Origin of the sequence: Arthrobacter sp. UYCo732 (assembly GCF_040547265.1) — a bacterium.
Taxonomy (GTDB): Bacteria; Actinomycetota; Actinomycetes; order Actinomycetales; family Micrococcaceae; genus Arthrobacter.
This window is the reverse complement of sequence record NZ_JBEPPJ010000018.1, coordinates 38,568-60,561: the sequence shown is the minus strand read 5'-3', so window position 1 is coordinate 60,561 and position 21,994 is coordinate 38,568. Positions and strand designations below refer to the sequence as shown.

At 65.5% G+C, this 21,994-nt stretch carries 25 protein-coding genes; 12 read left to right on the top strand and 13 right to left on the bottom strand.

The window, feature by feature from the left end; genetic code table 11:
- Positions 1-3 precede the first annotated feature (3 nt).
- Entirely contained in the window at positions 4-1,281 is a 1,278-nt protein-coding gene (locus ABIB45_RS18075) for a DUF6986 family protein (protein ID WP_354217229.1), read from the top strand.
- A gap of 10 nt (positions 1,282-1,291) precedes the next feature.
- Complete coding sequence (locus ABIB45_RS18070) at positions 1,292-2,104, top strand: bifunctional allantoicase/(S)-ureidoglycine aminohydrolase (RefSeq protein WP_354217228.1); 813 nt, start codon at positions 1,292-1,294, stop codon at positions 2,102-2,104.
- 626 nt (positions 2,105-2,730) lie between these two features.
- Here ABIB45_RS18070 and ABIB45_RS18065 read toward each other — a convergent pair.
- On the bottom strand, positions 2,731-3,030 hold the full coding sequence (locus ABIB45_RS18065; protein WP_354217227.1) for a putative quinol monooxygenase: 300 nt from the start codon (positions 3,028-3,030) through the stop codon (positions 2,731-2,733).
- 214 nt (positions 3,031-3,244) lie between these two features.
- On the opposite strand from ABIB45_RS18065, the gene ABIB45_RS18060 reads away from it, so the two are divergent.
- The 7 genes from ABIB45_RS18060 (at position 3,245) to bcp (ending at position 10,696) form a co-directional block, all read left to right on the top strand.
- Complete coding sequence (locus tag ABIB45_RS18060) at positions 3,245-4,045, top strand: hydroxypyruvate isomerase family protein (RefSeq protein WP_354217226.1); 801 nt, start codon at positions 3,245-3,247, stop codon at positions 4,043-4,045.
- Positions 4,046-4,169: 124 nt separating this feature from the next.
- A complete protein-coding gene (locus ABIB45_RS18055) occupies positions 4,170-5,048 on the top strand; it encodes a 2-hydroxy-3-oxopropionate reductase (protein ID WP_502909268.1) in 879 nt (292 codons plus the stop codon).
- A 141-nt stretch (positions 5,049-5,189) separates the two neighbouring features.
- Positions 5,190-6,968, top strand: a complete 1,779-nt coding sequence (gene gcl / locus ABIB45_RS18050) for a glyoxylate carboligase (protein ID WP_354217225.1) — start codon at positions 5,190-5,192, stop codon at positions 6,966-6,968.
- Between the two features lie 3 nt (positions 6,969-6,971).
- Positions 6,972-8,180, top strand: coding sequence for a glycerate kinase (locus ABIB45_RS18045; protein WP_354217224.1), 1,209 nt, complete (start codon positions 6,972-6,974; stop codon positions 8,178-8,180).
- Positions 8,173-9,516 (top strand): allantoinase AllB, encoded by a 1,344-nt coding sequence (gene allB / locus ABIB45_RS18040; RefSeq protein WP_354217223.1) that lies wholly within the window; start codon positions 8,173-8,175, stop codon positions 9,514-9,516. The genes ABIB45_RS18045 and allB overlap by 8 nt, the downstream gene beginning before the upstream one ends.
- Positions 9,517-9,526: 10 nt before the next feature.
- Complete coding sequence (locus ABIB45_RS18035; RefSeq protein WP_354217222.1) at positions 9,527-10,162, top strand: winged helix-turn-helix domain-containing protein; 636 nt, start codon at positions 9,527-9,529, stop codon at positions 10,160-10,162.
- 66 nt (positions 10,163-10,228) lie between these two features.
- Positions 10,229-10,696, top strand: coding sequence for a thioredoxin-dependent thiol peroxidase (gene bcp, locus ABIB45_RS18030; protein WP_354217221.1), 468 nt, complete (start codon positions 10,229-10,231; stop codon positions 10,694-10,696).
- Here bcp and ABIB45_RS18025 read toward each other — a convergent pair whose 3' ends face one another.
- The 5 genes from ABIB45_RS18025 to ABIB45_RS18005 form a co-directional block, all read right to left on the bottom strand.
- On the bottom strand, positions 10,697-11,470 hold the full coding sequence (locus ABIB45_RS18025; RefSeq protein WP_354217220.1) for an oxygenase MpaB family protein: 774 nt from the start codon (positions 11,468-11,470) through the stop codon (positions 10,697-10,699).
- Between the two features lie 174 nt (positions 11,471-11,644).
- Positions 11,645-11,830 (bottom strand): hypothetical protein, encoded by a 186-nt coding sequence (locus tag ABIB45_RS18020; protein ID WP_354217219.1) that lies wholly within the window; start codon positions 11,828-11,830, stop codon positions 11,645-11,647.
- A complete protein-coding gene (locus ABIB45_RS18015; RefSeq protein WP_354217218.1) occupies positions 11,830-12,408 on the bottom strand; it encodes an LLM class flavin-dependent oxidoreductase in 579 nt (192 codons plus the stop codon). Before ABIB45_RS18015 ends, ABIB45_RS18020 begins: the two co-directional genes overlap by 1 nt.
- 116 nt (positions 12,409-12,524) lie before the next feature.
- Positions 12,525-13,037: a hypothetical protein gene (locus tag ABIB45_RS18010; RefSeq protein ID WP_354217217.1), complete on the bottom strand. Its 513-nt coding sequence runs from the start codon at positions 13,035-13,037 to the stop codon at positions 12,525-12,527.
- 519 nt (positions 13,038-13,556) lie between these two features.
- On the bottom strand, positions 13,557-15,077 hold the full coding sequence (locus ABIB45_RS18005) for an HNH endonuclease signature motif containing protein (protein ID WP_354217216.1): 1,521 nt from the start codon (positions 15,075-15,077) through the stop codon (positions 13,557-13,559).
- Positions 15,078-15,252: 175 nt separating this feature from the next.
- Between ABIB45_RS18005 and ABIB45_RS18000 the strand changes: the two genes are divergently transcribed.
- Positions 15,253-15,825, top strand: a complete 573-nt coding sequence (locus ABIB45_RS18000; protein WP_354217215.1) for an MOSC domain-containing protein — start codon at positions 15,253-15,255, stop codon at positions 15,823-15,825.
- Here ABIB45_RS18000 and ABIB45_RS17995 read toward each other — a convergent pair.
- The 6 genes from ABIB45_RS17995 to ABIB45_RS17970 form a co-directional block, all read right to left on the bottom strand.
- A complete protein-coding gene (locus ABIB45_RS17995) occupies positions 15,822-16,214 on the bottom strand; it encodes an AAA family ATPase (RefSeq protein WP_354217214.1) in 393 nt (130 codons plus the stop codon). The two genes, ABIB45_RS18000 and ABIB45_RS17995, sit on opposite strands and share 4 nt — an antisense overlap.
- Before the next feature lie 156 nt (positions 16,215-16,370).
- A complete protein-coding gene (locus ABIB45_RS17990) occupies positions 16,371-16,583 on the bottom strand; it encodes a hypothetical protein (protein WP_354217213.1) in 213 nt (70 codons plus the stop codon).
- 138 nt (positions 16,584-16,721) lie between these two features.
- Positions 16,722-17,045 carry a UTRA domain-containing protein gene (locus ABIB45_RS17985; protein WP_354217212.1) on the bottom strand — a complete coding sequence of 108 codons (324 nt, stop codon included), beginning with the start codon at positions 17,043-17,045 and terminating at the stop codon, positions 16,722-16,724.
- Positions 17,038-17,358, bottom strand: coding sequence for a GntR family transcriptional regulator (locus ABIB45_RS17980; protein ID WP_354217211.1), 321 nt, complete (start codon positions 17,356-17,358; stop codon positions 17,038-17,040). The genes ABIB45_RS17985 and ABIB45_RS17980 overlap by 8 nt, the downstream gene beginning before the upstream one ends.
- A complete protein-coding gene (locus tag ABIB45_RS17975; RefSeq protein ID WP_354217210.1) occupies positions 17,351-17,638 on the bottom strand; it encodes an ABC transporter permease family protein in 288 nt (95 codons plus the stop codon). Before ABIB45_RS17975 ends, ABIB45_RS17980 begins: the two co-directional genes overlap by 8 nt.
- 74 nt (positions 17,639-17,712) lie before the next feature.
- A complete protein-coding gene (locus tag ABIB45_RS17970; protein WP_354217209.1) occupies positions 17,713-18,057 on the bottom strand; it encodes a DUF3846 domain-containing protein in 345 nt (114 codons plus the stop codon).
- A gap of 576 nt (positions 18,058-18,633) precedes the next feature.
- Here ABIB45_RS17970 and ABIB45_RS17965 point away from each other — a divergent pair.
- Positions 18,634-20,070, top strand: a complete 1,437-nt coding sequence (locus ABIB45_RS17965; protein WP_354217208.1) for an MFS transporter — start codon at positions 18,634-18,636, stop codon at positions 20,068-20,070.
- A gap of 173 nt (positions 20,071-20,243) precedes the next feature.
- Here the strand turns inward: ABIB45_RS17965 and ABIB45_RS17960 are convergent, their stop codons facing one another.
- Positions 20,244-20,906, bottom strand: coding sequence for a GOLPH3/VPS74 family protein (locus ABIB45_RS17960; protein WP_354217207.1), 663 nt, complete (start codon positions 20,904-20,906; stop codon positions 20,244-20,246).
- A 144-nt stretch (positions 20,907-21,050) separates the two neighbouring features.
- On the opposite strand from ABIB45_RS17960, the gene ABIB45_RS17955 reads away from it, so the two are divergent.
- On the top strand, positions 21,051-21,950 hold the full coding sequence (locus ABIB45_RS17955) for a MurR/RpiR family transcriptional regulator (RefSeq protein WP_354217206.1): 900 nt from the start codon (positions 21,051-21,053) through the stop codon (positions 21,948-21,950).
- The last annotated feature ends 44 nt before the right edge of the window (positions 21,951-21,994 follow it).

Below are 21,994 nucleotides of genomic sequence, written 5' to 3'. Positions count from 1 at the left end.
GGCATGGCGGTCTCCCCCACGCCGTCGCTCTCAGCGGCGGACCTCGCCGCCATCGACGCACAGCTGGCCACCACCGACCAGCTGCTGGAACGCAATTACCCCGGCGACGACGGCACCCGCCAGCCCGTGCACACCGTGTACGTGCCGGCGGACCGTTTCACGCCGTCGTTCGCTGCCGACTGGGGCGCCCAGGCGCTCACGACTGCGGAGGCACACGGCGGGTTCGAGACGCTCGGCGCGCTGCTGGGCCAGGACGCCGAACTCGCCGGGGCAGTAGCCTCGCGGGTCGCGGCCAAGCTAAGCACCGAACCGATCGAGGACCTGCGCCTCGACTTCGAGGATGGCTACGGCGACCGCGGCGACGAAGCAGAGGACGCTGCCACGGTTGCCGCGGCCCGGGCTGTCAGCGAAGCAGTTGCCGCCGGCACCGCCCCGCCGTTCATCGGCATCCGGTTCAAGTGCTTCGAGGCGCCCACCAGGGCCCGCGGCCTGAAAACCCTTGACCTGTTCGTCTCCACGCTCGCGCAGGCCGGCGAACTGCCTGCCGGGCTCATCCTGACCCTGCCCAAGGTCACCACCGTGGCCCAGGTCCAGGCAATGGACTTTGCGGTGTCCCGGCTGGAGGAAGTCCACGGTCTTCCCGCCGGCCGGCTCCGCTTCGAGGTGCAGGTGGAAACGCCGCAGCTGATCCTCGGGCCGGACGGCACCTCCCCCGTGGCGCAGTTGCCGCACGTCGTTCCGGGGCGCATCAGCGCCCTGCACTACGGCACCTACGACTACTCCGCGTCGCTGCAGATCTCGGCCGAGTACCAGTCCATGGAGCACCCGGTGGCGGACTTCGCCAAGGAAGTCATGCAGCTGGCCGTCGCGGGCACCGGCATCCGCCTCTCCGACGGTTCCACCAACATCATCCCGGTGGGTGACGCGGTCGAAGATGCCTGGAAGCTGCACGGACGGCTCGTCCGGCGTTCGCTGGAGCGGGGCTACTACCAGGGCTGGGACCTGCACGCCGCCCAGCTGCCCAGCCGGTTCGCAGCCACGTATGCGTTCTATCGTGAGGGCCTCCCGGCCGCCGCAGCACGCCTCCGCAACTATGTCGACCACACCGAAGGCGGGGTCATGGACGAACCGGCCACCGCCCGGGCCCTGGCCGCCTTTGTCCTGCGGGGTGTCCAATGCGGCGCGGTGGGGACCGAAGAGGTCCAGGCGCTCGCCGGCGTCGAACTTTCCCAGCTGACCGCACTGGCGCACCCGCGGCTGGCACACTCCACTTCGAAGTAAGGATCCCATGATGGGCAAGTACTACACCCCGCAGGGCGGCCTGCCGCCGCAGACGCATCTGACCACGGAACGGGCAATCGTCACGGAGGCCTACACGGTCATCCCCAAGGGCGTCATGACGGACATCGTGACCAGCACCTTGCCCGGTTTCAGCAACACCCGGTCCTGGATCCTCGCCCGCCCGATCTCCGGGTTCGCCACCACGTTCTCCCAGCTGATCGTGGAGATCGGCCCCGGCGGCGGCGCCCCCAAGACCGAGTTTGAGGCAGGCGTCGAGGGCGTCATCTTCGTCACCAAAGGCAAGGTCAACCTGACGCTGGACGGCGAACTGCACCAGCTCGAGGAAGGCGGCTACGCCTACCTGGCCGCCGGCGCCACCTGGGGACTGGAGAACGTCTCCGACGACGTCGTCTCCTTCCAGTGGATCCGCAAGGCCTACGAGCGGCTTGAGGGTTACGAGGCCAAGTCCTTCGTCACCAGTGATGCCGAGGTGGAACCCACCGCGATGCCGGACACTGACGGCGCCTGGAAGACCACCCGCTTCACGGACTCCAGCGACCTGGCCCACGACATGCAGGTCAATATCGTGACGTTCCAGCCGGGTGGCGTCATCCCGTTCCCGGAGACCCACGTGATGGAGCATGGCCTGTACGTCCTCGAGGGCAAGGCCATGTACCTGCTGAACAACGACTGGGTTGAGGTGGAGGCCGGCGACTTCATGTGGCTGCGCGCCTTCTGCCCGCAGGCCTGCTACGCCGGTGGCCCCGGCCAGTTCCGCTACCTGCTCTACAAGGACATGAACCGCCAGATCCGCCTGACGTAGGCTCGCAGCACCCAGGCTGCGCCTCTCCTAAGCTCGCGGCACCGGGCGGTCCCTTGACCGCCCGGTTTGCCTATTTAAAAGAGGTAGCAGCGGCCCGAGCACGCGGACCAACTGCAGGCGCAACATGGGATTACCGGACCACAACATTCAACATGGATCCGGAGTCGAGCCCTCGCTAATTCGGGGCGTGCTGTTTAAAATCGGGACGGCAGGCTGCGGGCTGCCACACAGATCAATCCCGACATGCTCAGGCGCGTCCGCCTGACAGTGTCAAAAAATTAGTTGATCGCATCCTTAATAGGAGCAAAAGATGTCCATCACTCCAACAATGAATACCCGTTCAATCCGGGCAAAGATTGCCTTGGTTCCGGTCCTCTCCTGAGGTCTGCTCGGGTTCCGCGGCACTGGCTGTCCCAGCCCAAGCGGATTAGGAAAGTCCGGTTGGATGTCGCCCTCGGGCAGGCAGTACAAAAGCGAACATCAGACTGGGAACCACCACAGTGGCCGCCAGGGTTCGTGCCTGCGAAAATGAGCCTGTTTGAAGACTCGATTCGGACGCATCTAGCCGGGTAACGGGCGTAACTACTCAGCGCCCGGCAGGCGCACTTCCACGAGCGATCCGTGACTCAACGGAGCGGCGATCCCACCACCGTGAAACGGGTACCGCCCATCTCCCCCGAGAGCAGCGGCATGGCCTCAGCAATTGCGGCCCGCACGCTGTCCAGCTGCAACGAGGCCTGGTGTGCTTCGGCGGATTGCCAGAGCTCGCTCACGAACACGGTGTCCGGCACATCAGGATTGACACCCACCTCATACCGGAGGCAGCCGGCCGCCTCAAGTCCGGCCATCGGCCGGAGCAGAAGTTGCACTAAGGCGTCCTGCTGGCCCGGTTTGGTTCCAAGGCTGCCCACATTCACGAACGTCATAGGGACAGTGTGCCGCAGGGTGTCGATGACGGTGTGTAAAACTCCCACACAACTGGCAGCAACGTCGCAACTCCCGTCAGGGCTCCCCTTGACTCGCCCGCCCTTCCTTCCCTACACTTTTCATAAAGCAGAATCTAAATTCCACAAAGCGGAAACGGTAAAGAACCGGGAAGCGCAGGAAGATGGATCAAAGCCCTCCTCGGAAGGACCTACGATGACGTACACAGTGAACTGCTCCATCCTCTTGACGGAGCTGCCCCTGCTCGAGCGCCCCGCCGCGGCAAAAGCTGCCGGCTTTGACGCCGTCGAGTTCTGGTGGCCCTTCGAAGCCTCCGTCCCCACCGACGCCCAGGTCACCGAGTTTGAGAACGCGATCAAGGATGCCGGCGTCCAGCTCACGGGCCTGAACTTCAACGCTGGCAACATGCCGGGCGGTGACCGCGGCCTGGTCTCCTGGAAGGGACGCTGCTCCGAATTCAAGGACAACATCGACGTGGTTGTCGGCATCGGCGAACGCCTCGGCTGCAAGGCCTTCAATGCCCTCTACGGCAACCGCCAGGACGAATTCACCCCCGAAGCGCAGGATGAGCTGGCCGTCAAGAACCTTGCCGCAGCTGCCGAAGGAGTCGCCCGCATCGGCGGCACCGTCCTCCTCGAGCCGGTCAGCGGCGCCGCCAAATACCCGCTGCTCAAGGCACAGGACGCCCTGAATGTCATCGCCCGGGTCAAAGAAGAAACCGGCGCGGGGAACATCAAGCTCCTCGCGGACTTCTACCACCTCGCAGTCAACGGTGACGACGTAGCAGCCGTCATCGAGAACCACGCCAAGGACTTCGGCCACATCCAGATTGCCGACAACCCCGGCCGCGGGGCTCCCGGAACCGGCGAGCTTCCCCTAGGCGAATGGATTGCCCGCAGCCGCGAACTCGGCTACGAGGGCTACATCGGCCTCGAATACAAGGAACCTCAGGAAACGGCCTTCAGCTGGGCCATCCGCCAGCACGTCACCCGGTAGCCCCCAGCCCAACTGACTGGCAGTTAACGTCGCGAAATGCCATTTTCACGACATCTAATGCGAGTCAGTTGGGCCAGGAACCAGCACACCAGCCCCACCACAGACTTTCAGTAAAGGAACCACAATGAGCAACGTTGCAGTCATCGGACTTGGAATCATGGGCCTGCCCATGGCCATCAACCTGGTCAAGGCCGGCCACACCGTCACCGGCTTCAACCGCAGCCAGGACAAGATCGACAAGCTGGTCTCCGAAGGCGGCAAGGGTGCCACGAGCATCGCGGACGCCGTGAAGGATGCCGACGTCGTCATCACCATGGTGCCGGACTCCCCTGATGTTGAGGGTGTAGTCAGCGGCAAGGACGGCGTCTTCGCCAACGCGAAGAAGGGCACCCTCTGGATCGACGCCAGCAGCATCCGCCCGGATGTGGCCAAGCGGCTCGCGGACGATGCCCGGGCAGCCGGCATCCGCGCGCTGGACGCCCCGGTGTCCGGCGGCGAGCAGGGTGCCATCAACGCCGCCCTCTCCATCATGGTGGGCGGCAGCGCGGAAGACTTCGAGGCAGCACAGGACGTCCTCAACGCCGTGGGCAAGACCATCGTCCACGTCGGCCCCTCCGGCTCCGGCCAGACTGTCAAGGCAGCCAACCAGCTGATCGTGGCCGTCAACATCGAAGTCCTCGGCGAGGCCATCGCCTTCCTCGAGGCCTACGGCGTGGACACCGACGCGGCCCTCAAGGTCCTCGGCGGCGGACTGGCCGGCTCCAAGGTCCTCGACCAGAAGGGCCAGAAGATGCTGGACCGCGACTTCGAACCCGGCTTCCGCCTGGCCCTCCACCACAAGGACCTGGGCATCGTCACCTCCGCAGCCCGCGAAGCCAACGTCGCCGTCCCCCTCGGCGCCGTCGTCGCACAGCTCGTCGCTGCGACCGTCAACCAGGGCGACGGCGGCCTCGACCACTCCGGCCTCTTCAAGCAGGTCCTGCAGCTCAGCGGCCGCAAGTAGGAGCAGCCCCAGAACGGGGCACTTCGACACGGACACACCGGCCGCCGTCGAAATTTACGACGCCGACTCCCCCGCAGTGCCCCGCGACGGTTCGCCGGGCTACTTCAGCACACCCAAAAACAGACTTTCAAGGAGCACACCATGAGCAAGATGCGTACCGTTGATGCAGCGGTTGCCATCCTGGAAAAGGAAGGCGCCATCGAGGCGTTCGGCCTGCCAGGCGCGGCAATCAACCCCTTCTACTCGGCCATGCGGGCCCACGGCGGCATCCGCCACACCCTGGCCCGCCACGTCGAAGGCGCCAGCCACATGGCCGACGGCTACTCCCGCGCCAAGGACGGCAACATCGGCATCTGCATCGGCACGTCCGGCCCTGCCGGCACCGACATGATCACCGGTCTGTACGCCGCGTGGGCCGATTCCATCCCCATGCTCTGCATCACCGGACAGGCCCCCGTCGCCAAGCTGCACAAGGAAGACTTCCAGGCCGTGGACATCGAATCCATCGCCAAGCCGGTCACCAAGATGGCCATGACCGTCCTGGAGCCCGGCCAGATCCCGGGTGCCTTCCAGAAAGCCTTCCAGCTGATGCGCTCCGGCCGCCCCGGCCCGGTGCTGCTGGACCTGCCCATCGACGTGCAGATGGCCGAGATCGAATTCGACATCGATACCTACGAGCCCCTGCCCGTGGAGAAGCCCAAAGCCTCCCGCAAGCAGCTGGAAAAGGCCCTGGACATGCTCACCGCAGGCGAGCGTCCGCTGATCGTGGCCGGCGGCGGCATCATCAACGCCGGCGCCTCCGCGCAGCTGGTTGAGCTGGCCGAGATCCTCAACGTTCCGGTCATCCCCACGCTCATGGGCTGGGGCTCCATCCCGGACGACCACCAGCTGATGGCCGGCATGGTGGGCCTGCAGACCTCGCACCGCTACGGCAACGAGAACTACCTGCGCAGCGACTTTGTGATCGGCATCGGCAACCGCTGGGCCAACCGCCACACCGGCGGCCTGGACACCTACACCGCGGGCCGGAAGTTTGTACACATCGACATCGAGCCGACGCAGATTGGCCGCGTGTTCTCGCCGGACCTGGGCATCGCGTCCGACGCCGGCGCGGCACTGGATGGACTGATCGACCTCGCCAAAGAGCGCGCGGCAGCAAAGTCCCTGCCGGACTACAGCGCCTGGGTCACCGAATGCCAGGACCGCAAGGCCAGCCTGCACCGCAAGACGCACTTTGAGAATGTCCCCATTAAGCCGCAGCGTGTGTACGAGGAAATGAACAAGGCCTTCGGCAAGGACACCACCTACGTGTCCACCATCGGCCTGTCCCAGATTGCCGGCGCGCAGATGCTGCACGTGTTCGGCCCGCGTAAGTGGATCAACGCCGGCCAGGCGGGCCCGCTGGGCTGGACCGGACCGGCTGCCCTCGGCGTCGTTCGCGGGAAGCCGGACGAGTCCGTGGTTGCGCTGTCCGGTGACTACGACTTCCAGTTCATGATCGAGGAACTGGCCGTGGGTGCCCAGTTCAACATCCCGTACATCCACGTGGTGGTGAACAACTCCTACCTGGGCCTGATCCGCCAGTCCCAGCGCGGCTTCAAGATGGAACAGAACGTGTCCCTGGCGTTCGAGAACATCAACTCCCCCGAGACCAACGGCTACGGCGTAGACCACCTGAAGGTTGCCGAAGGCCTGGGCTGCAAGGCCCTCCGCGTGGAGGACCCGGCGGACCTGCCGGCCGCGTTCGACAAGGCCAAGGCCCTCATGGCCGAGTTCGAGGTGCCCGTGGTGGTGGAAGTGATCCTGGAAAAGATCACCAACATCTCCATGGGTGTGGAAATCGACGCGGTCAACGAGTTCGAGGAACTGGCTGAGACGGCCGCCGACGCCCCGACCGCCATCCTGGCCCTGCAGGCTTAAGCAATGCGGATCGTGATTGCCCCGGACAAGTTCAAGGGGTCATTGTCAGCCCCGGAGGTCTGCAGGCACCTGGAACAGGGCCTGCAGACCGCCGCTGGAACTGCACAAGTGGGCAATTTGGACGTTCTGCGGATTCCCGTGGCCGACGGCGGCGAGGGCACCCTGGATGCCGCCATCGGCTCCGGCTTCACCCGCCGCAGCGCCACGGTCAGCGGGCCTACCGGCCAGCCGATCGAGGCTGACTTCGCCGTCCGCGGCCACGAGGCAGTCATTGAGATGGCCACCGCGTCAGGGCTTGCAGTCCTTCCGCAGGTCGTCGCCGGCGGTCAGCCCGATTCCACCAGCGCCGCCACAGCCTCGAGCCTGGGCACCGGCCAGCTCATCCGCGCTGCACTGGATGCGGGCTGCCGCCGGATTATTCTCGGCGTGGGCGGCAGCGCCAATACCGACGGCGGCGCCGGACTCCTGCAGGGACTCGGCGCCAGGTTCCTGGACACCAAAGGCAACGAACTGCCGGCCGGCGGCGCCGCCCTGGCGGACCTGCACAGCATCGACTTCACAGAGTTTGAGCCACGTTTGGTGGACACACGCTTTGTGCTGGCATCTGACGTCGATAATCCCCTGCTCGGCGCCGAGGGCGCGGCAATGGTATTCGGCCCGCAGAAGGGTGCCACACCAGAAGACGTCGGCACGCTCGACGCCGCCCTGGCCAGGTTTGTCGAAGTCCTGGCCAGGGAAATCGGATTCCGCGCCATCAAAGCGGCGGAAGCTCCCGGAGCAGGGGCCGCCGGCGGGGTGGGCTACGCTGCCATCGCGGTCCTGGCCGCAACGCGGCGGCCCGGCATCGACGTCGTGCTTGAATTCACCCAACTGGCAGACCGGCTTAGCGGCGCCGACCTGGTGATCACCGGCGAAGGCAGCCTGGATGAGCAGAGTCTGCTGGGTAAAACGCCCATGGGCGTGGCCCGGGCGGCAGCCGCGGCCGGCATTCCGGTGGTGGCCGTCTGCGGACGCACCACACTGGCCACGGAACAGCAGCAGAATTCCGGTTTCCGGCACGTCTACGCGCTGACCGATTTGGAACCCAAGGTAGAAATATGTATAGCTCAAGCAGGGCCCCTGCTTGAACAATTGGGAAAGAACATCCTGCAGGGGCTGGCCAACCCGGACCCCGCAGGTGGCATTGGCGTAAAGGAGCCCCTGAATGTCTGAAGAACGCTTTGACCTTGTGATCCGGGGCCAGCGGATCCTCACCACCGCTGGCATCGCACCGCGTGAAGTGGGCGTGCGCGGCGGCAGGATCGTGGCCATCGAACCGCTCGGCAACGGCCTCGCCGGCGCGGAACTGATCGAACTGGCCGACGACGAGACCCTCCTTCCAGGGCTGGTGGACACCCACGTCCACGTCAACGAACCCGGCCGCACCGAGTGGGAGGGCTTCGCGTCCGCCACCCGAGCGGCCGCCGCCGGCGGAGTCACCACCATCATCGATATGCCGCTGAACTCCGTGCCGCCCACCACCACCGTGGAAAACCTCAAGCTCAAGCGCGAGGTGGCCGAGGACCAGGCCTTTGTGGACGTCGGATTCTGGGGCGGCGCCATTCCCGGCAACAAGCAGGACCTTCGCCCCCTCCACGACGAGGGCGTCTTCGGGTTCAAGTGCTTCCTGTTGCACTCCGGCGTGGACGAGTTCCCGCACCTCGAAGCGGACGAGATGGAGGAGGACATGGCCGAGCTCAAGTCCTTCGACTCCCTCATGATTGTCCACGCCGAGGACTCGCACGCCATCGACCGCGCCCCGCACCCCGGCGGCGACCACTACGAGACGTTCCTGGCCTCCCGTCCGCGCGGCGCCGAGAACAAGGCCATCGCGGAGGTGATCGAGCGCGCCCGCTGGACCGGCGCCCGCGCCCATATCCTGCACCTCTCCTCCTCCGATGCGCTGCCCATGATCGCGAGTGCAAAGCGCGACGGCGTCCACCTGACCGTGGAGACGTGCCCGCATTATCTCACCCTCACGGCCGAGGAAATCCCCGACGGTGCCACGGCATACAAGTGCTGCCCGCCCATCCGCGAGGCGTCCAACCGGGAGTTGCTGTGGAAGGGCCTGCAGGACGGGACCATCGACTGCATCGTGTCGGACCACTCCCCCTCCACGCTGGACCTGAAGGACCTGGAGAACGGCGACTTCGCCGTGGCCTGGGGCGGCGTCTCCTCGCTGCAGTTGGGCCTGTCCCTGATCTGGACCGAAGCCAGGCACCGGGGCATCGCCCTGGAACAGGTGGTTTCCTGGATGGCTGAGAAGCCCGCCGCCCTGGCCCGGCTGCACAACAAGGGCCAGCTGGCCCTCGGCTATGACGCGGACTTCTCCATCTTCGCGCCGGATGAGGCGTTCGTCGTGGACGTCACGAAGCTCAAGCACAAGAACCCCATCACTCCGTACGATGGCAAGGCGCTCTCCGGCGTCGTCCGCAAAACCTACCTGCGCGGCAACGAGATCGATGGCCGCACGCCCAGCGGCACGCTGATCCGCCGCGGCGGCGTCTAGGCGCAGCGCGATGGCCGTCAACGTCCACGCCCCGTACCCGCGGCCGCGCGCCGGATCCCGTCCAGGCGACCAGTCCGGCACCGGCACCGGTGCCGGGCGCCGGCCGGGGCTTCAGCCACGCGGTCTGGCGGTCTGGCTGCGGCCTTGTGAGGGCCAGGAAATCGACCCAGCGGTCTGGGCCCAGGCCGCCCAGGCGGTCCTGGCCCGTGCCTTCCGGCTTGCACCGGAAGCCGAAGTCCAGATGTGGCCCGACGCCGACGACGGGACTGCCGCCGTCGAAGGTTCAGACACTGTTGACCCGCCAGTATCCCTGGCCGGGCGGCGCAGCACCGTGGCAGTGGACCTGGCCGCGGGTACCGTTCTTTTGGACGGCGTCCCAGTCAGCTTCACGGGCATGGAATACAGCCTCCTGCGGTACCTCGTGCAGAACCAGTCCCGGCCAATTCAACGTGGGGAATTGCAGCGCGTACTTGAGTCCCTGGACTGCCCCGGCGCGGGTTTCCGTTCCATTGACGCGTATGTGGCCCGCGTTCGGCGCAAGCTGGGTTCGGCCCGTTACGCCATCGCCACGGTGCGTGGGGGCGGCTACCAGTTCGTGCCCGGACCGGGCAGCACTGTCCGCGGACCGGCGGAATACTGCATCTAGGCTGTCCGCTACCCGTATCAATTGATCGCCGGCCACTGCCGGTGTCCCACAAGTAAGGATCACTTCATGACCCAGAAACTCCTCCCCGGAACCCAGGCCCCCGATTTCGCGTTGCTGAACGCTGACGGCCAGAAGGTCTCCCTCTCCGATTACCGCGGACGCAACGTCATTGTGTACTTCTACCCGAAGGCCGCCACCCCCGGCTGCACCACCGAGGCGTGCGACTTCCGCGACAACCTCGCCAGCCTCCAGTCCTCCGGCTACGAAGTCCTGGGCATCTCCCCGGACGCGCCCGAGAAGCTGGCAGCCTTTACGGGCGACTTCGCCCTGACGTTCCCGCTGCTCTCCGACGAGGACCACGCCGTTGCACTGGCCTACGGCGCCTGGGGCGAAAAAATTGTGAACGGCGACGTGGTTGACGGCCTGGTCCGCTCCACCGTGGTGCTCGACGCCGACGGCAAGGTCACGCACACCCAGTACCAGATCCAGGCCCAGGGCCACGTGGCAGCGCTCCGGGAGGAGCTAGGCGTCTAACTAGGCCGTGCGGAGCCGGCCGAGGCAGTAGTCCTTGACGAAATGCCGGACGGTCCGTGGCAGCCGTGGATACACCAGCGCGGACCACCGGGTGGTGCGGTCGAACAGGCGGCTGTGGCGGTCACTCCACGGCAGCCCGTAGCTGCTCCGGAGATGGTCGGGCAGGAGGCCTGCGGTGATGAACCGGATCAGCGGCATGCTCATCCGGAGCCAGAGCGGACCGGCTGGCGGGTAGAGCAGTTCGCGGCCCACGCGCGCTGTGACGGTGTCCAGTTCCAGCACCTGCAGGCGTGCATCCCAGTACGTCCTGAACGCTGCACGGTCGGCCGGCCACAGCTCGGCAGGGAGTTGCAGGACGGTCCCGATCCGCGCGTAGTCCTGGTACATCAGCTCGGAAGTCTCGTCATCCAGCGGGCCGTAGATTTTCTCGTAAACGGTGACGGCGGTGTCATACAGCGTTGCCACCACCCACAGTTGGGCCTGCGCGTCGAAGGCGCTGTAGCCGTGGGAACCGGCATCCGGCTTGCGGCGCACGGCGGAGTGGGCGCGGTTCACTCTGCGCCGCACAGCCGCGACCTGGTCCTCATTCCCGTAGACCACCGCGTACACATAGGTGACGGTGGAACGGAACCTCTCCAGCGGCCGGCCAGCAAAGTCACTGTGCTCGGCGACGCCGTGGCCAACCGCAGGGTTCGCGATCTGGAGCAAAATGGCGCGGCCGGCCCCTGCGAGCAGAACGACTTCCGCTCCGATATCCGCCAAGGTCCGCACCATGCCCCACAGACTACCGACAAACCCCGCAACCGGGTAATGATCGGTGGTCGAGCCGACGGCTGATCGGTGGTCGAGCTCCCGACCAATCGGTGGTTGAGCGTGTCGAAACCACGTTTCCACAAGCTCAACCACCGCGACGGCGGGACCTCCCGCCGTCGTCAGCTTCCGTTGGGTTTAAGCTGCCCCGGCGCCCAGTTCCCGGTTGACGGCGGGCATGATTTCGGTGGCGAGGAGCTCGATGGAGCGGGCGGTTTCGGCGTACGGCAGGCCGCCGAGGCCGATCTGCGCCATGTAGCGGCTGTTGCCCAGGGTCTGGTGGATTTCGAGGAGCTTCTCGATGACCTGCTGCTGGCTTCCCACTAGCAATCCGCCACCCGGATCGCTCCAGTCATCGAACGTGGAGCGCGGGAAATGTTCCACGTTGCGCGGCATGTTCTGCTCGGCGCGATGTCCATGCCGGGAATGATCTGGGTCCGGTTGCCCTTCCAGTCGAGCACTGCGTTGTCGCGGAGTTCGAGGAGCATCCGCAGCTTCTCGTCGAACAGGCCGTCGTAGTCGGCGGTGTCGTGGCCGAACAGCGGGTAGGACTCGATGAAGGCACCGCGGCCGGCGATGATCTCGGCACGGCCGTCGGAGATGAGGTCCAGCGTGGCGAAATGCTCAAAGAGCCGCACCGGGTCCTGGGTGGACAGCACCGTGACCGCAGTGCTGAGCCGGAGGTTGGTGGTTTCCCGGGCGATGGCAGCCAGGACGATTTCCGGGGCCGAAAGCGCGAAGTCGGGCCGGTGGTGCTCGCCCAGGCCCAAAAAGTTAAGGCCCCCCTGGTCCGCCAGTTTGGCGAGCTCAATGATCTCCTTCGGCCGCTGCTGCGGTGAGGGTGCGCTGCCGGTGCTGACGCTGCGGGTAAGTTCGCCGAAGGTAAAGATGCCAAAGTCCATGCATGCTTGAACATTCAAGCTTTGGGATTCATTCCCGAGGTGAGCGGACGACAGCGGCAGGAGCCGCCGAATAAACAGAAACTGTCATGGTGGCCGACGACCGCCAAGGCTAACGCTCAGAGTGCCGCCCGCAAACCCTCAACAAACAGTTGTGCCCGCTCCCCCACGTACTGCTCCAAGGGGACGAGGCCAGTGGTGATACCCGAGCGGCCGCTCAGGGCGGCCGATTCGATGAAAAGCCGGGAGGTTTCCGCAACGAGAACAAATTGCGGTGGCGGAAACCACTCCGTCGCTCCGTCCGCCGGGCCGGAATCCTCCAGATCCGTCTCATGGGCCAGCTGCATGTACTGCGTCATGCCTTCATGGAGTGGAACTGCACCGTCCGGAAGGGCGAGCTGGAGGTCACCGTCCCGCGTGATGTTCAAGTACACAGCACCGTGCGGATGGTAGGTAAAGCCGTTGTCCCGGCGCTTGAACAGGGCATCCGCCACCGGCCATGAGTTGTCCGGGATGGCCTCGAGGATTCCGCCCTTCGCATACGTTTTAAGGGTGCGCGATCCGAGCTCCCGCAAGAACGGTACGAGGAGTGCTATCCGTCGCTGCAGCTCAGCTTCGTCGGCGTCCATCATGGCCCGATAGTACGCTCCAGGAGACCATTCCGTTACCCCATCAGCCGTGGAAGCCAAGCCCGGCAAACGGGGCCCACCGCCGCGGCCGCAGGCATACCAACCGGAAGTAGTCCCCGCACCTAAGCAACAGCGGACGACGGCGGGAGGCACCGCCGTCGTCCGCTTCAGTGCGGGGCACTATGCTGAGCTGAGCTTCAAGGGTGATGGACGTGGCGGTGCAAGGGGGACTGTTGGGATCAGATTCTGGCGACGAGGGTCTTCCGCCCGTCCGCCGTTCGCCCAGTGGGCGCATTCCGCAGTGGGCCATCGATGAGGCAGTGGGCAAGACTCAAGCTCCCGACCCATGGCGCGGTGCCCCCATTTCGCAGGTCTCAGCCGCACGTCCTGGGGCTGGACCACGTTGACGACCCCACGCAACTGATGCATGAAGGGACCAGCGGGCAGTTCGATTTCGGGGACGGCGACCGTGGCGGGCTTGCCCTAGTGGGCACGGGGGCGGGCGTCCCCGCGGTTGTGACGTCAGCCGAGGGCGCGGAGGAACCCTTCCACAGCCTCTTCTCCCAACGACATCCCTGTGTGGAGACAATCCGGGTGGCCGTGGGGAGCGCTGCGCGATGCGTGGTACCGACAACCGCTTGTTGTGAGCGGCGGATGGGAGCCCCCTTCCAGCCCCGGGAGTGATTCCGGTTTTACGTCTTTGGGCCAATGTGGTGGTTCCCAATCCTGGTGTTCGCTTTTGTAGTGCCGGCCGCGTGGCGAGATCCAGCCGGGCGGTTCGTTTTTGGTCGCTGGTGTGGGCCGCCAGGCGCTGGTGTGTCTCAGCCTGTGGTGGCGGGGACACGGCTGTCCCAGATTCGCTACGCCGGTGGTGCCGCCGTGGGCCCACGCGAGAATGTGGTCCGCTTCGTTGTCCAGGGAGTGGTTGCTGCAGCCCGGGAAGGGGCACTTTCCGTCACGCAGCCGCACCCAGTTCCGCATGGCCTTGGTCAAACGGTAGCTTTTGCGGCCGATTTCCAGTGGCGCCCCGTCCCGCGGGTCAACCAGGACCCGGTAGAACGATTCTGCCCCGTTCGCCACGAGCTCTCTGGCCATCGATGCCGGAATCGGGCCGTAACTGTCCAGCATCGCCGGTTCCTCGGTGACGCCGAGCAGCGAAAACACTGGAACCGTCACCAGCACCTGCGCCCGCGGCGGCGGGATGCGCCCGGGATCACGTCCTTCCTGGCTTCCGCTGTTGAGGAGGGCGGTGGCGAGGACGTCAGCGCGGAGCTGCGTGAGGGTCAGGGGCTCGTCGGGGCCCTGGAGCCCTCGGGCGACAGCGGTGGTTCGGTTCCAAATGGCTGCCGCCTGGTGTGCGGGAAGATAGGCCGAGAGCCAGGCCATTCCGTCCTGGTCCGGCGCGTACTCGACCCTGCGGTCAAGGACACCTTTGGCGTGGCGCTTCTCGATACTCTCGGCGTGGTGGCGTTCGCGCCAGGTGCGGGCCTTGTGCCGGAACCGAAACGCCGGCATCTCCCCCGCAGGACAACTACTAGCGGGGTCCGACGCGTCCGGACCCAAAAAGTGGCCCTCCAGCGCGGCAGCACCGTCCGAGTCAAGGGTGGCGGTTTCCTCCACCATGGCCCGGGCGTGCTGCCACGAAATAGCGCCCTTCTGCAGTGCGGACAGGGTCAGCGGCAAAGCGGTGGTCAGCACCTGCGCCTGGTCTAGCAGAGAACCGGCGGCCCGTTCACCAATGGTCAGGACGCACGCGACCTCCGCGGTCACCGCTGCCTCGCGCGCCGAGCCTTCCCCGGGCGAGGCACCGGGAGGCGCCACAGACGCCGCCGTTACAGCGAATTGTGCGGCAGCCTGGGCCTTCAGGGCAGCCATCCGGGCGTCCGATCCCGCCGTCCCGGTCAGCACATTGAGGCAATCCTCGGACAACGCCCGCAACGGGTCAGTCCCGCAAAGCGCACCCGGTCCGCTGACCACGCCACTGAGCACGGCGATGGCGGCATTGATGTCCTCAAATGCCTTTGCCACTTCCGGGTTTCTCATGTCTCAATCATCCAGCGAGGGTCTGACATTCCACGAGACCGCAGCTCGGGGCGTGCGTCCCGCGGTTGTCACCGCGGCGCCCCAGACAAGACGGGCGGCGGACGACGGCGGGACTTTCCGCCGTCGCCCTTCTCCCGCGGGTGCCGCGCACCCGCCTGGGGGATAGTTTGGAAGCATGACGGAAAGCTTTCGGTACGACGTCGAAATCCTGCATCTGCTGGTGTCCCCGGCGCACGCCTACTTCGGCCGCGCGCGGGAGGGTGCGGCGGACGTCCCCACCACTGATGCGGAGAGCGTTGAACTGGTTGCCGGAAAGGGCATCGTCGGTGACCGGTTTTTCGGCAAGGCTGCACATATGGACGCGGCTGTAACCCTGATCTCCGTTGAGGCCCTCGAAGCCATGGCGGCGGAGCTGGGTGCCGGGCCTTTCGATCCGCTCCTGACCCGGCGCAACGTTGTGCTCCGCGGCGCCCACCTGGCGCCCCTTATTGGTGGGGACTTCGTGCTGGAATCGCGCGGACGTGAGGTGCGGCTCAAGGCCGGCCGGCCCGCCAATCCCTGCGCGTGGATGGACCAGATGCTCGCACCCGGCGCCTACAAAGCGATGCGCGGGCGAGGCGGCGTTCGCTGCCGGCCGCTCTCGGACGGCGTCCTGCACCGCGGGCCGGCGGTGCTGATCAGTCCCGTGCCGCTGAAGCCCGAACGGGCCGGCGAGGCCTCGATGTTGCGGGCCTCGCGGCTGCCCTAGTGCGGCACGGGCACCACATGCTCCTCGACCAGGCCCAACGGCTCCCGGCTGGTGGCGAGGATCCGTACCTCAGACCCGGCCTTCAAGAGTCTGCTGGTCAGCTGCGCCACGTGGCGGGTCGGATGTTCGAAGTTGTCGAGCACCAGGAGCAGCCGTCTGTCCCTCAGGTGCGCGGCCAGGGCATCGGCCGATTCAACGGTCCCCTGCTCGCGCAGGTCCAACGCCTTGCGGGCCGTACCGGCGAGCAGCGCCGGCTCGCGCATCTCGGCAAGCTCCACGAACCAGAAGCCATCCGGGAAGTTCCGCCGTAGCTGGGCAGCGAGCCGAAGCGACAGCCGCGTTTTGCCCACACCTCCCGGACCCGCCAGGGTGACCAGCCGTGCGGTCAAGAATCTCTTCTTGGCCCCGCTGAGTTCCCGACGGCGGCCCACGAAGCTTGTCGTTGCGGCCGCAGGTTTCAAGGAGTCCCACCATGGCTCCCCATGAACACAAGGTACCCCGCTTCAGGCAGCGTTCAGCGGAATCAAGCCCTGCGCCGGCCTGGATCATTTCTGCTCTGGGGATCCTTCGCCCTCGGCATCCACGTGGTGCCCGAGCAAATCGCCTTTATGGCGGGCTACGTCGAGGTGGTGCTCCAGCTTTTCCTCCGCATCGCGGCGGCGTTGACCCACGGTCCGCATTTGTTGCGTGGTCGGAGCGGCGTGGGCGTGCTGGTGCGGGCCATGGTCCTGAATGCTGTCAGCGCTGTTCTCACTCATACTGAAATCGTCCCACCCCACGGCAGTGTCCGGAAGGTGTCGTGTCCGGCAAAGCAGAAGGACGACGACGGTACCTCCCGCCGTCGTCCTTTTGCCTTGGGTGCCGCTCCCCCAGGACGCCGCTACCCCAGGGTGCTGTTACCAGTTGGACGCGAAGACGTAATTGAAGTCATCGGCACGGTGGATGGCACGGCGCCAGCCACCGGACCGGCCGTCACGGGTGAGCAGCAAGGTCTCAACAACCATAATCGGTTCGCCCTCGCTTAGGTCCAGGGCCGCGGCGTCCTCCCCTTTCGCCCCGGACGCCCACACGTGGTGCTCCGAGCGGGTGAGGTCGATGTTGCGCTGCTGGTGGAGCGGATCGAACGCGGAGCCTGCGTCCTCGAGCTCGCGGCTGGTGGGTTCGAACTCCGCCGGGCTGCACTGATAGCCCTTGAAACTGACGAGCTTCTCGTCATTCACGGTAATGACGCGGGGTGAAAGTGAGAACCTTTTCCGAGGCGCCCAGGCCGAGCTGCTTACGCACGTCGGCCGGCGGAACAGCGCGGGTCACCCCGTGCACCGTGGCCTCGGGCGAGAGGCCCTGCTCGCGCAGGTAGCCCATGAGGCCGCCGAGCTGCAGCGTGGCGGGCCGTTGCACGTTCAGGCCTTGCACCGGGAAAGTTCCCTTGGCCCGTTCGCGGTAGACGTATCCCTCGTCAACGAGTTCCTTGAGCGCCTGGCGTACGGGAGCACGGCTGACGTGGAAACGCGTGATGAGGACTTCCTCAGTCATCGCCTGGCCGTCGGCTCCGGCGCCGGCCTTGGCGCCCCGGGCTGCAGCGGACCAGAACAGGAGGCCCTTTGCGGATGAAGGCGAGAATCTGGACCAGGACGAAGCCCATCACACCCAGGACCAGCATGGTGAAGGTCTGCCACTTGGAGGCACCCAGCGACTGCATGACGTCCCGCCGTTCGCGCTTCACCGATTTGAAGCCCGCGAAGCCGGCCACCAGCACAGGGAAGAAGACGATGAGCGGGGCGATTGCAATCTTGGGAACGCTCTGGAACGCCACTATCAACGGGTTGAAGATCCGCGAGCCTGGCTCCCTTAATTATCCCAGCGCGGCGGCATATGTCTTTGGACCGGTTAGGCAGCCAGCGGTATTCCGAAGAGCGCCTCGGCAAGCCGGATCAGGTGGCACGGAGCGTCGGTTTCGTCGCCGCGGGTTCCGTGTCCCAGGAACACCGCCGTCCCGTTGAGCGTGCCGTCGAGAACGATGCCTGCCTCGCGGGCAAGCACTTCGGCACGGAAGTTCTGGGGCAGCCGGCTGCCCTCGTCGTTCAAGTAGACGTGCCAGTCCCTGCTGGTAATGGATTCGATGTTTCCAGCGACCAGCTTCTGCAGTGCCGGCATGTCCATGTCAACACTTTCGATGCGCACCGGTTGCTGGAGGTGGGCAGGGACGATCAGGGCGTTGTAGGTGGTGTTCATGGTCTTGTCCTTGGGGCTGAACGTTTCTCAGGGCCGGCCTCAGGCCGCGGCATACTAGCGCTGGTTTTTGCGCGTCTTTATGAACCGAATTTCGCTGGTTTCGCTTTTAGCTCTTTTATCGGCGCGCTTTTCGAGAATTGACTTTTCCGCTTTTTTAACACTTCTGCTCCTGGGGGATTTTCCTGACACTGGAATTCCACCTTTCTATGCTGTGTATCTACCCGATACCATACACACTTATATTTTTTGTGCCAGTTTCCTTATAAAATATCGTCGGCCTGTGAGGTGGGCCGCAGGTGGCGTCCTCACGGAGCTGAAGGGTCCGTGTGTGGCTACCAACTTCCCCCCAAGCGTGCATTCCTCGCGGCCATGATGAATTTCCGCTTAATGAGGCGAACGGAAATTATTCTGCTGGCGAATTTGCTTCTGGATAAATTCACACGACCCGGAAAGGCCACACGCTCCCAAGGTCCGACGCCGGCATTCAGGTGAGTGCCGGCGTCGTGCTCTGTGCAGATTTTCTTAGGTGCGTGGTGACGCTGTCCGCGGCCGAGGGTTGTCAGTAAACTGGGACGCATGACCCAGGACGAACCGGCCCTGGCCGGGGTCGCTGCGGCTCCGGGCCTCGGCGATCCGGAGTCCATCAACACGTCCATGCGCAGTCCGGCACAGCGTTCCCGCACGTTCGCCGGAATCCTGGTGAACACCGGCCTCGCCAACATCACTACCAGCTATCTTTGGTTCGCCCTGACTTTCTGGGTTTACTTGGAGACGCGCAACGTGATCGCCACGGGGGTGATCGGCGGCGCCTACATGCTGTTGATCGCCCTTTCCAGCATCAGCTTCGGCACCTTCGTGGACCGCAACCGCAAGTTGGCCGTGATGCGCTTCGCCGCTGGCTTCACCCTGGTGATGTTCGCGGTATCCGGGGTCATGTTCCTGATAACGCCCACAACCAGCCTGCTGGACCTGACCCAGCCGTGGTTTTGGATCTTCGCCGTGATCATCCTGGTGGGTGGGGTGGTGGAGAACATGCGCAACGTGGCCCTCTCCACCATAGTCACCATCCTCATCGAGCCGGACCGGCGGCCCAACGCCAACGGGCTGGTGGGCATGGTTCAGGGGCTGGCGTTTCTCGTCACCTCGGTGCTCTCCGGCCTCTCAGTTGGGCTGCTGGGCATGGGCTGGACTGTCGTCGTCGCAGTGGTCCTCACTGGGCTGGCGTTCGCGCACCTTCTCACGCTGCGGATGCCGGAGGAAGTGCGGGCAGCCGCCACTGACGCACACGGCGCGTTCGATCTCCGCGGCTCCCTCGCCGCGGTACTGGCCGTTGCGGGACTGTTCGCGCTGATCCTGTTCTCCACGTTCAACAACTTCATCGGCGGCGTCTACATGGCGTTGATGGATCCGTACGGCCTGGAGATGTTCCCCGTGGAGCTGTGGGGGACGGTCTTCGCCGTGGGCGCCACGGGGTTCCTCGTGGCCGGTGCGCTGATCGGCAAGTTCGGACTCGGTTCCAACCCGTTGCGCACACTGCTCATCGCGGTGATCCTGATGGGCTTCCTCGGCGCGGTGTTCACGGTGCGGGAGTGGCCCTGGCTGTTCATCCTGGGGATCTGGCTGTACATGTTGCTGATTCCTTTTGTGGAGGCCGCAGAGCAGACGGTCATCCAGCAGGTGGTGCCGCTGCCCCGGCAGGGCCGGGTGTTCGGCTTGGCCATGGCGTTCGAGTCCGCGGCAGCGCCGATCACCGCCTTCCTCATTGCGCCGATCGCCCAGTTCTGGATCATCCCGTACGCGCGGTCCACTGAGGGCGCCGCCCAGCTGGCCCCGCTGCTGGGCGAAGGGATGTCCCGCGGCATCGCCCTGATCTTCCTGGTGGCCGGGATCATCGTCATCGTGGCCGCGCTGCTGGCCTTCCTGACCCCGGTCTACCGCCGGGTCTCGGCGTCGTATGCGCAGGCGGCGGCCGAAGCGCGGGAGACGGCGGACTCGCTCGCTGTGGATGAGTAGGGACGTACCCGCGAGCAGTACTCACGTCGGGCACAGCAGGTGTCCAAGATCAGACAGCCGTGCGCGATGTTGTCCCGGTTGGTCCCGCCGCTCACCAGTAGTCGCCGGCGACGCGTCCTGTCGCCGTGGCTGTGAGCGCACGACGGCGGGACCTCCCGCCGTCGTGCGCTTGCCTATGTCGCGGCTTCTGCCTCCGCCAGTCTGATCATGCGAAGTTCGCCCGCCACTGCGCGGGACGGCCAATGGTCATTCGCCAGTTCCCTTACCAGGCGCTGATCTGCTGCCGGGAAGAACCTCTCGAGCAGCCCCGCCGCGTGGAGTAGTCCGATCAGTCCCTTGGTCCAGGGATCGGTCGGCTTGGAATCAGTCGTCCCAGACGGCGCGCCGCGGAGTGCGGCTTCGATCCGATTCAGCAGGGCCGCCTCCGGAGCGTGGTCCTTCTCCGGGTAGCGTGTGGTCCTGAACAGGCCAAGGTGCCTTCCGCCCACATGTTCCACGATGCCCAGCGACGCCATGCCCTCATAGATGCGGTGCAGTTCGGCGCGGCTCTCCAGCATGGAAACGCACTTCTTGGGAGTATGCAGCCCCGGCCTGTCCCGGATGATTTCCAGCTGGTGCTGGAAGTCCGTCTGCGGGGTGGAGCCGGTTGCCACGACGTGCTTCCCCTGCAGTTCGATGGCACCGAGCAGATCCAGCTCGGCCAGGATCGCGCCGGCCACGCCAGCCCTTAGGACGGCCGACGGCACCTCGGGCCCGCCATCCGTGTCATTTGTCGCCAGGAGGAGGAAAGCCTGCGGCAGGCTTAGCTCCCCGCCCTTCTGAATGTTGGCATCCATATGATCATGGTCGCGCAGCTGGACGCCCACCACAATGAGGATTTACAAACCGGGAACGGAAACCACTGGCCGCAAAAGAAATTGCAGAGTAGATTTGATGCAATCAGTCTTGCAGCGTGATCCACGTTACAGAAGAGGTCTGGTTTGAACACCAACGCGGTCGATCTTGAAGCCGGCGCGGCAGGCGACACCAGCGCCGGAAACCTTACCCACGCCTGGCTCGGTGACGTACTGCCGGACGTTCCGCTGTCCAAGGCCCAGGGCCGGGTGGTGGATGTCATCGGCCGCAATCCGCAGCTTTCCTCATACGCCGACATCGCCGAAATTGCCCAGCGCGCCGACGTCAACAACTCCACGGTGGTCCGCGCCGCCCAGCACCTGGGCTACCGCGGCTGGCCTGACCTCCAGCGGGAACTGCGCTCCCGGTACCTCGTGATGATCTCCACCGAGGACACCCTGACCGAGCACGGCGAACACCGCAGCCCCCTGCACGACGCGATCAACCACGACATCGAGAACCTGCGCCTGACGCTGGACTCCAACACAGCCGACGACGCCGAGGCCGCCATTGCTGCCATGGCCGCCGCGAAGTCCATCACCGTCGTCGGACTTGGCTCGTTTGCCGGTCCCGCCAGCGTGCTGGCACATCTGGGGTCCACGATGGGCTACCCCATCACCGTGGAGAACCGCGGCGGCGTCCACCTCGCCTCCAGCACCAACACCCTGGGTAAAGGGGATGTCCTGGTGGTCATCAACATGTGGCGATCCATCCGGCAGATCATTGTCACCGCCGAGGCAGCGAAGCAGGCTGGCGCCACAGTCATTGCCATCAGCGACATGCGCCGCGGCCGCCTGGCAGCAGCGGCGGACCACCTTCTGGTGGTGGCCTCGGAAGGAATTTCCTTCTTCCAGTCCGTCACCGCCGCAAACTCCCTGGTCTACGGCCTGCTCGCGGGCATGGAGGCAGCGCACCCTGAACGCAGCCGCGCCGCCATCCGCCGCACCCAGCAGCTGTGGAAAGACCTCGACATCTACCTCGACTGACCCCGTAAACCCCAGTCCGTGTCCAGGAAGCCCCGCATACTCCA

Bases quoted from the DNA above. Each gene is read 5' to 3' on its own strand.
- bcp (WP_354217221.1), top strand. From the start codon at position 10,229: ATGACCCAGAAACTCCTCCCCGGAACCCAGGCCCCCGATTTCGCGTTG.
- ABIB45_RS18035 (WP_354217222.1), top strand. From the start codon at position 9,527: ATGGCCGTCAACGTCCACGCCCCGTACCCGCGGCCGCGCGCCGGATCC.
- ABIB45_RS17960 (WP_354217207.1), bottom strand. From the start codon at position 20,906: ATGGATGCCAACATTCAGAAGGGCGGGGAGCTAAGCCTGCCGCAGGCT.
- allB (WP_354217223.1), top strand. From the start codon at position 8,173: ATGTCTGAAGAACGCTTTGACCTTGTGATCCGGGGCCAGCGGATCCTC.
- ABIB45_RS18025 (WP_354217220.1), bottom strand. From the start codon at position 11,470: ATGGTGCGGACCTTGGCGGATATCGGAGCGGAAGTCGTTCTGCTCGCA.
- ABIB45_RS18010 (WP_354217217.1), bottom strand. From the start codon at position 13,037: ATGATGGACGCCGACGAAGCTGAGCTGCAGCGACGGATAGCACTCCTC.
- ABIB45_RS17965 (WP_354217208.1), top strand. From the start codon at position 18,634: ATGACCCAGGACGAACCGGCCCTGGCCGGGGTCGCTGCGGCTCCGGGC.
- ABIB45_RS18075 (WP_354217229.1), top strand. From the start codon at position 4: ATGGCGGTCTCCCCCACGCCGTCGCTCTCAGCGGCGGACCTCGCCGCC.
- ABIB45_RS17970 (WP_354217209.1), bottom strand. From the start codon at position 18,057: ATGAACACCACCTACAACGCCCTGATCGTCCCTGCCCACCTCCAGCAA.
- ABIB45_RS18000 (WP_354217215.1), top strand. From the start codon at position 15,253: ATGACGGAAAGCTTTCGGTACGACGTCGAAATCCTGCATCTGCTGGTG.
- ABIB45_RS17980 (WP_354217211.1), bottom strand. From the start codon at position 17,358: ATGACTGAGGAAGTCCTCATCACGCGTTTCCACGTCAGCCGTGCTCCC.
- ABIB45_RS18065 (WP_354217227.1), bottom strand. From the start codon at position 3,030: ATGACGTTCGTGAATGTGGGCAGCCTTGGAACCAAACCGGGCCAGCAG.
- ABIB45_RS18005 (WP_354217216.1), bottom strand. From the start codon at position 15,077: ATGAGAAACCCGGAAGTGGCAAAGGCATTTGAGGACATCAATGCCGCC.
- gcl (WP_354217225.1), top strand. From the start codon at position 5,190: ATGAGCAAGATGCGTACCGTTGATGCAGCGGTTGCCATCCTGGAAAAG.
- ABIB45_RS17990 (WP_354217213.1), bottom strand. From the start codon at position 16,583: ATGAGTGAGAACAGCGCTGACAGCATTCAGGACCATGGCCCGCACCAG.
- ABIB45_RS18055 (WP_502909268.1), top strand. From the start codon at position 4,170: ATGAGCAACGTTGCAGTCATCGGACTTGGAATCATGGGCCTGCCCATG.
- ABIB45_RS18070 (WP_354217228.1), top strand. From the start codon at position 1,292: ATGGGCAAGTACTACACCCCGCAGGGCGGCCTGCCGCCGCAGACGCAT.
- ABIB45_RS18045 (WP_354217224.1), top strand. From the start codon at position 6,972: ATGCGGATCGTGATTGCCCCGGACAAGTTCAAGGGGTCATTGTCAGCC.
- ABIB45_RS18015 (WP_354217218.1), bottom strand. From the start codon at position 12,408: ATGGACTTTGGCATCTTTACCTTCGGCGAACTTACCCGCAGCGTCAGC.
- ABIB45_RS18060 (WP_354217226.1), top strand. From the start codon at position 3,245: ATGACGTACACAGTGAACTGCTCCATCCTCTTGACGGAGCTGCCCCTG.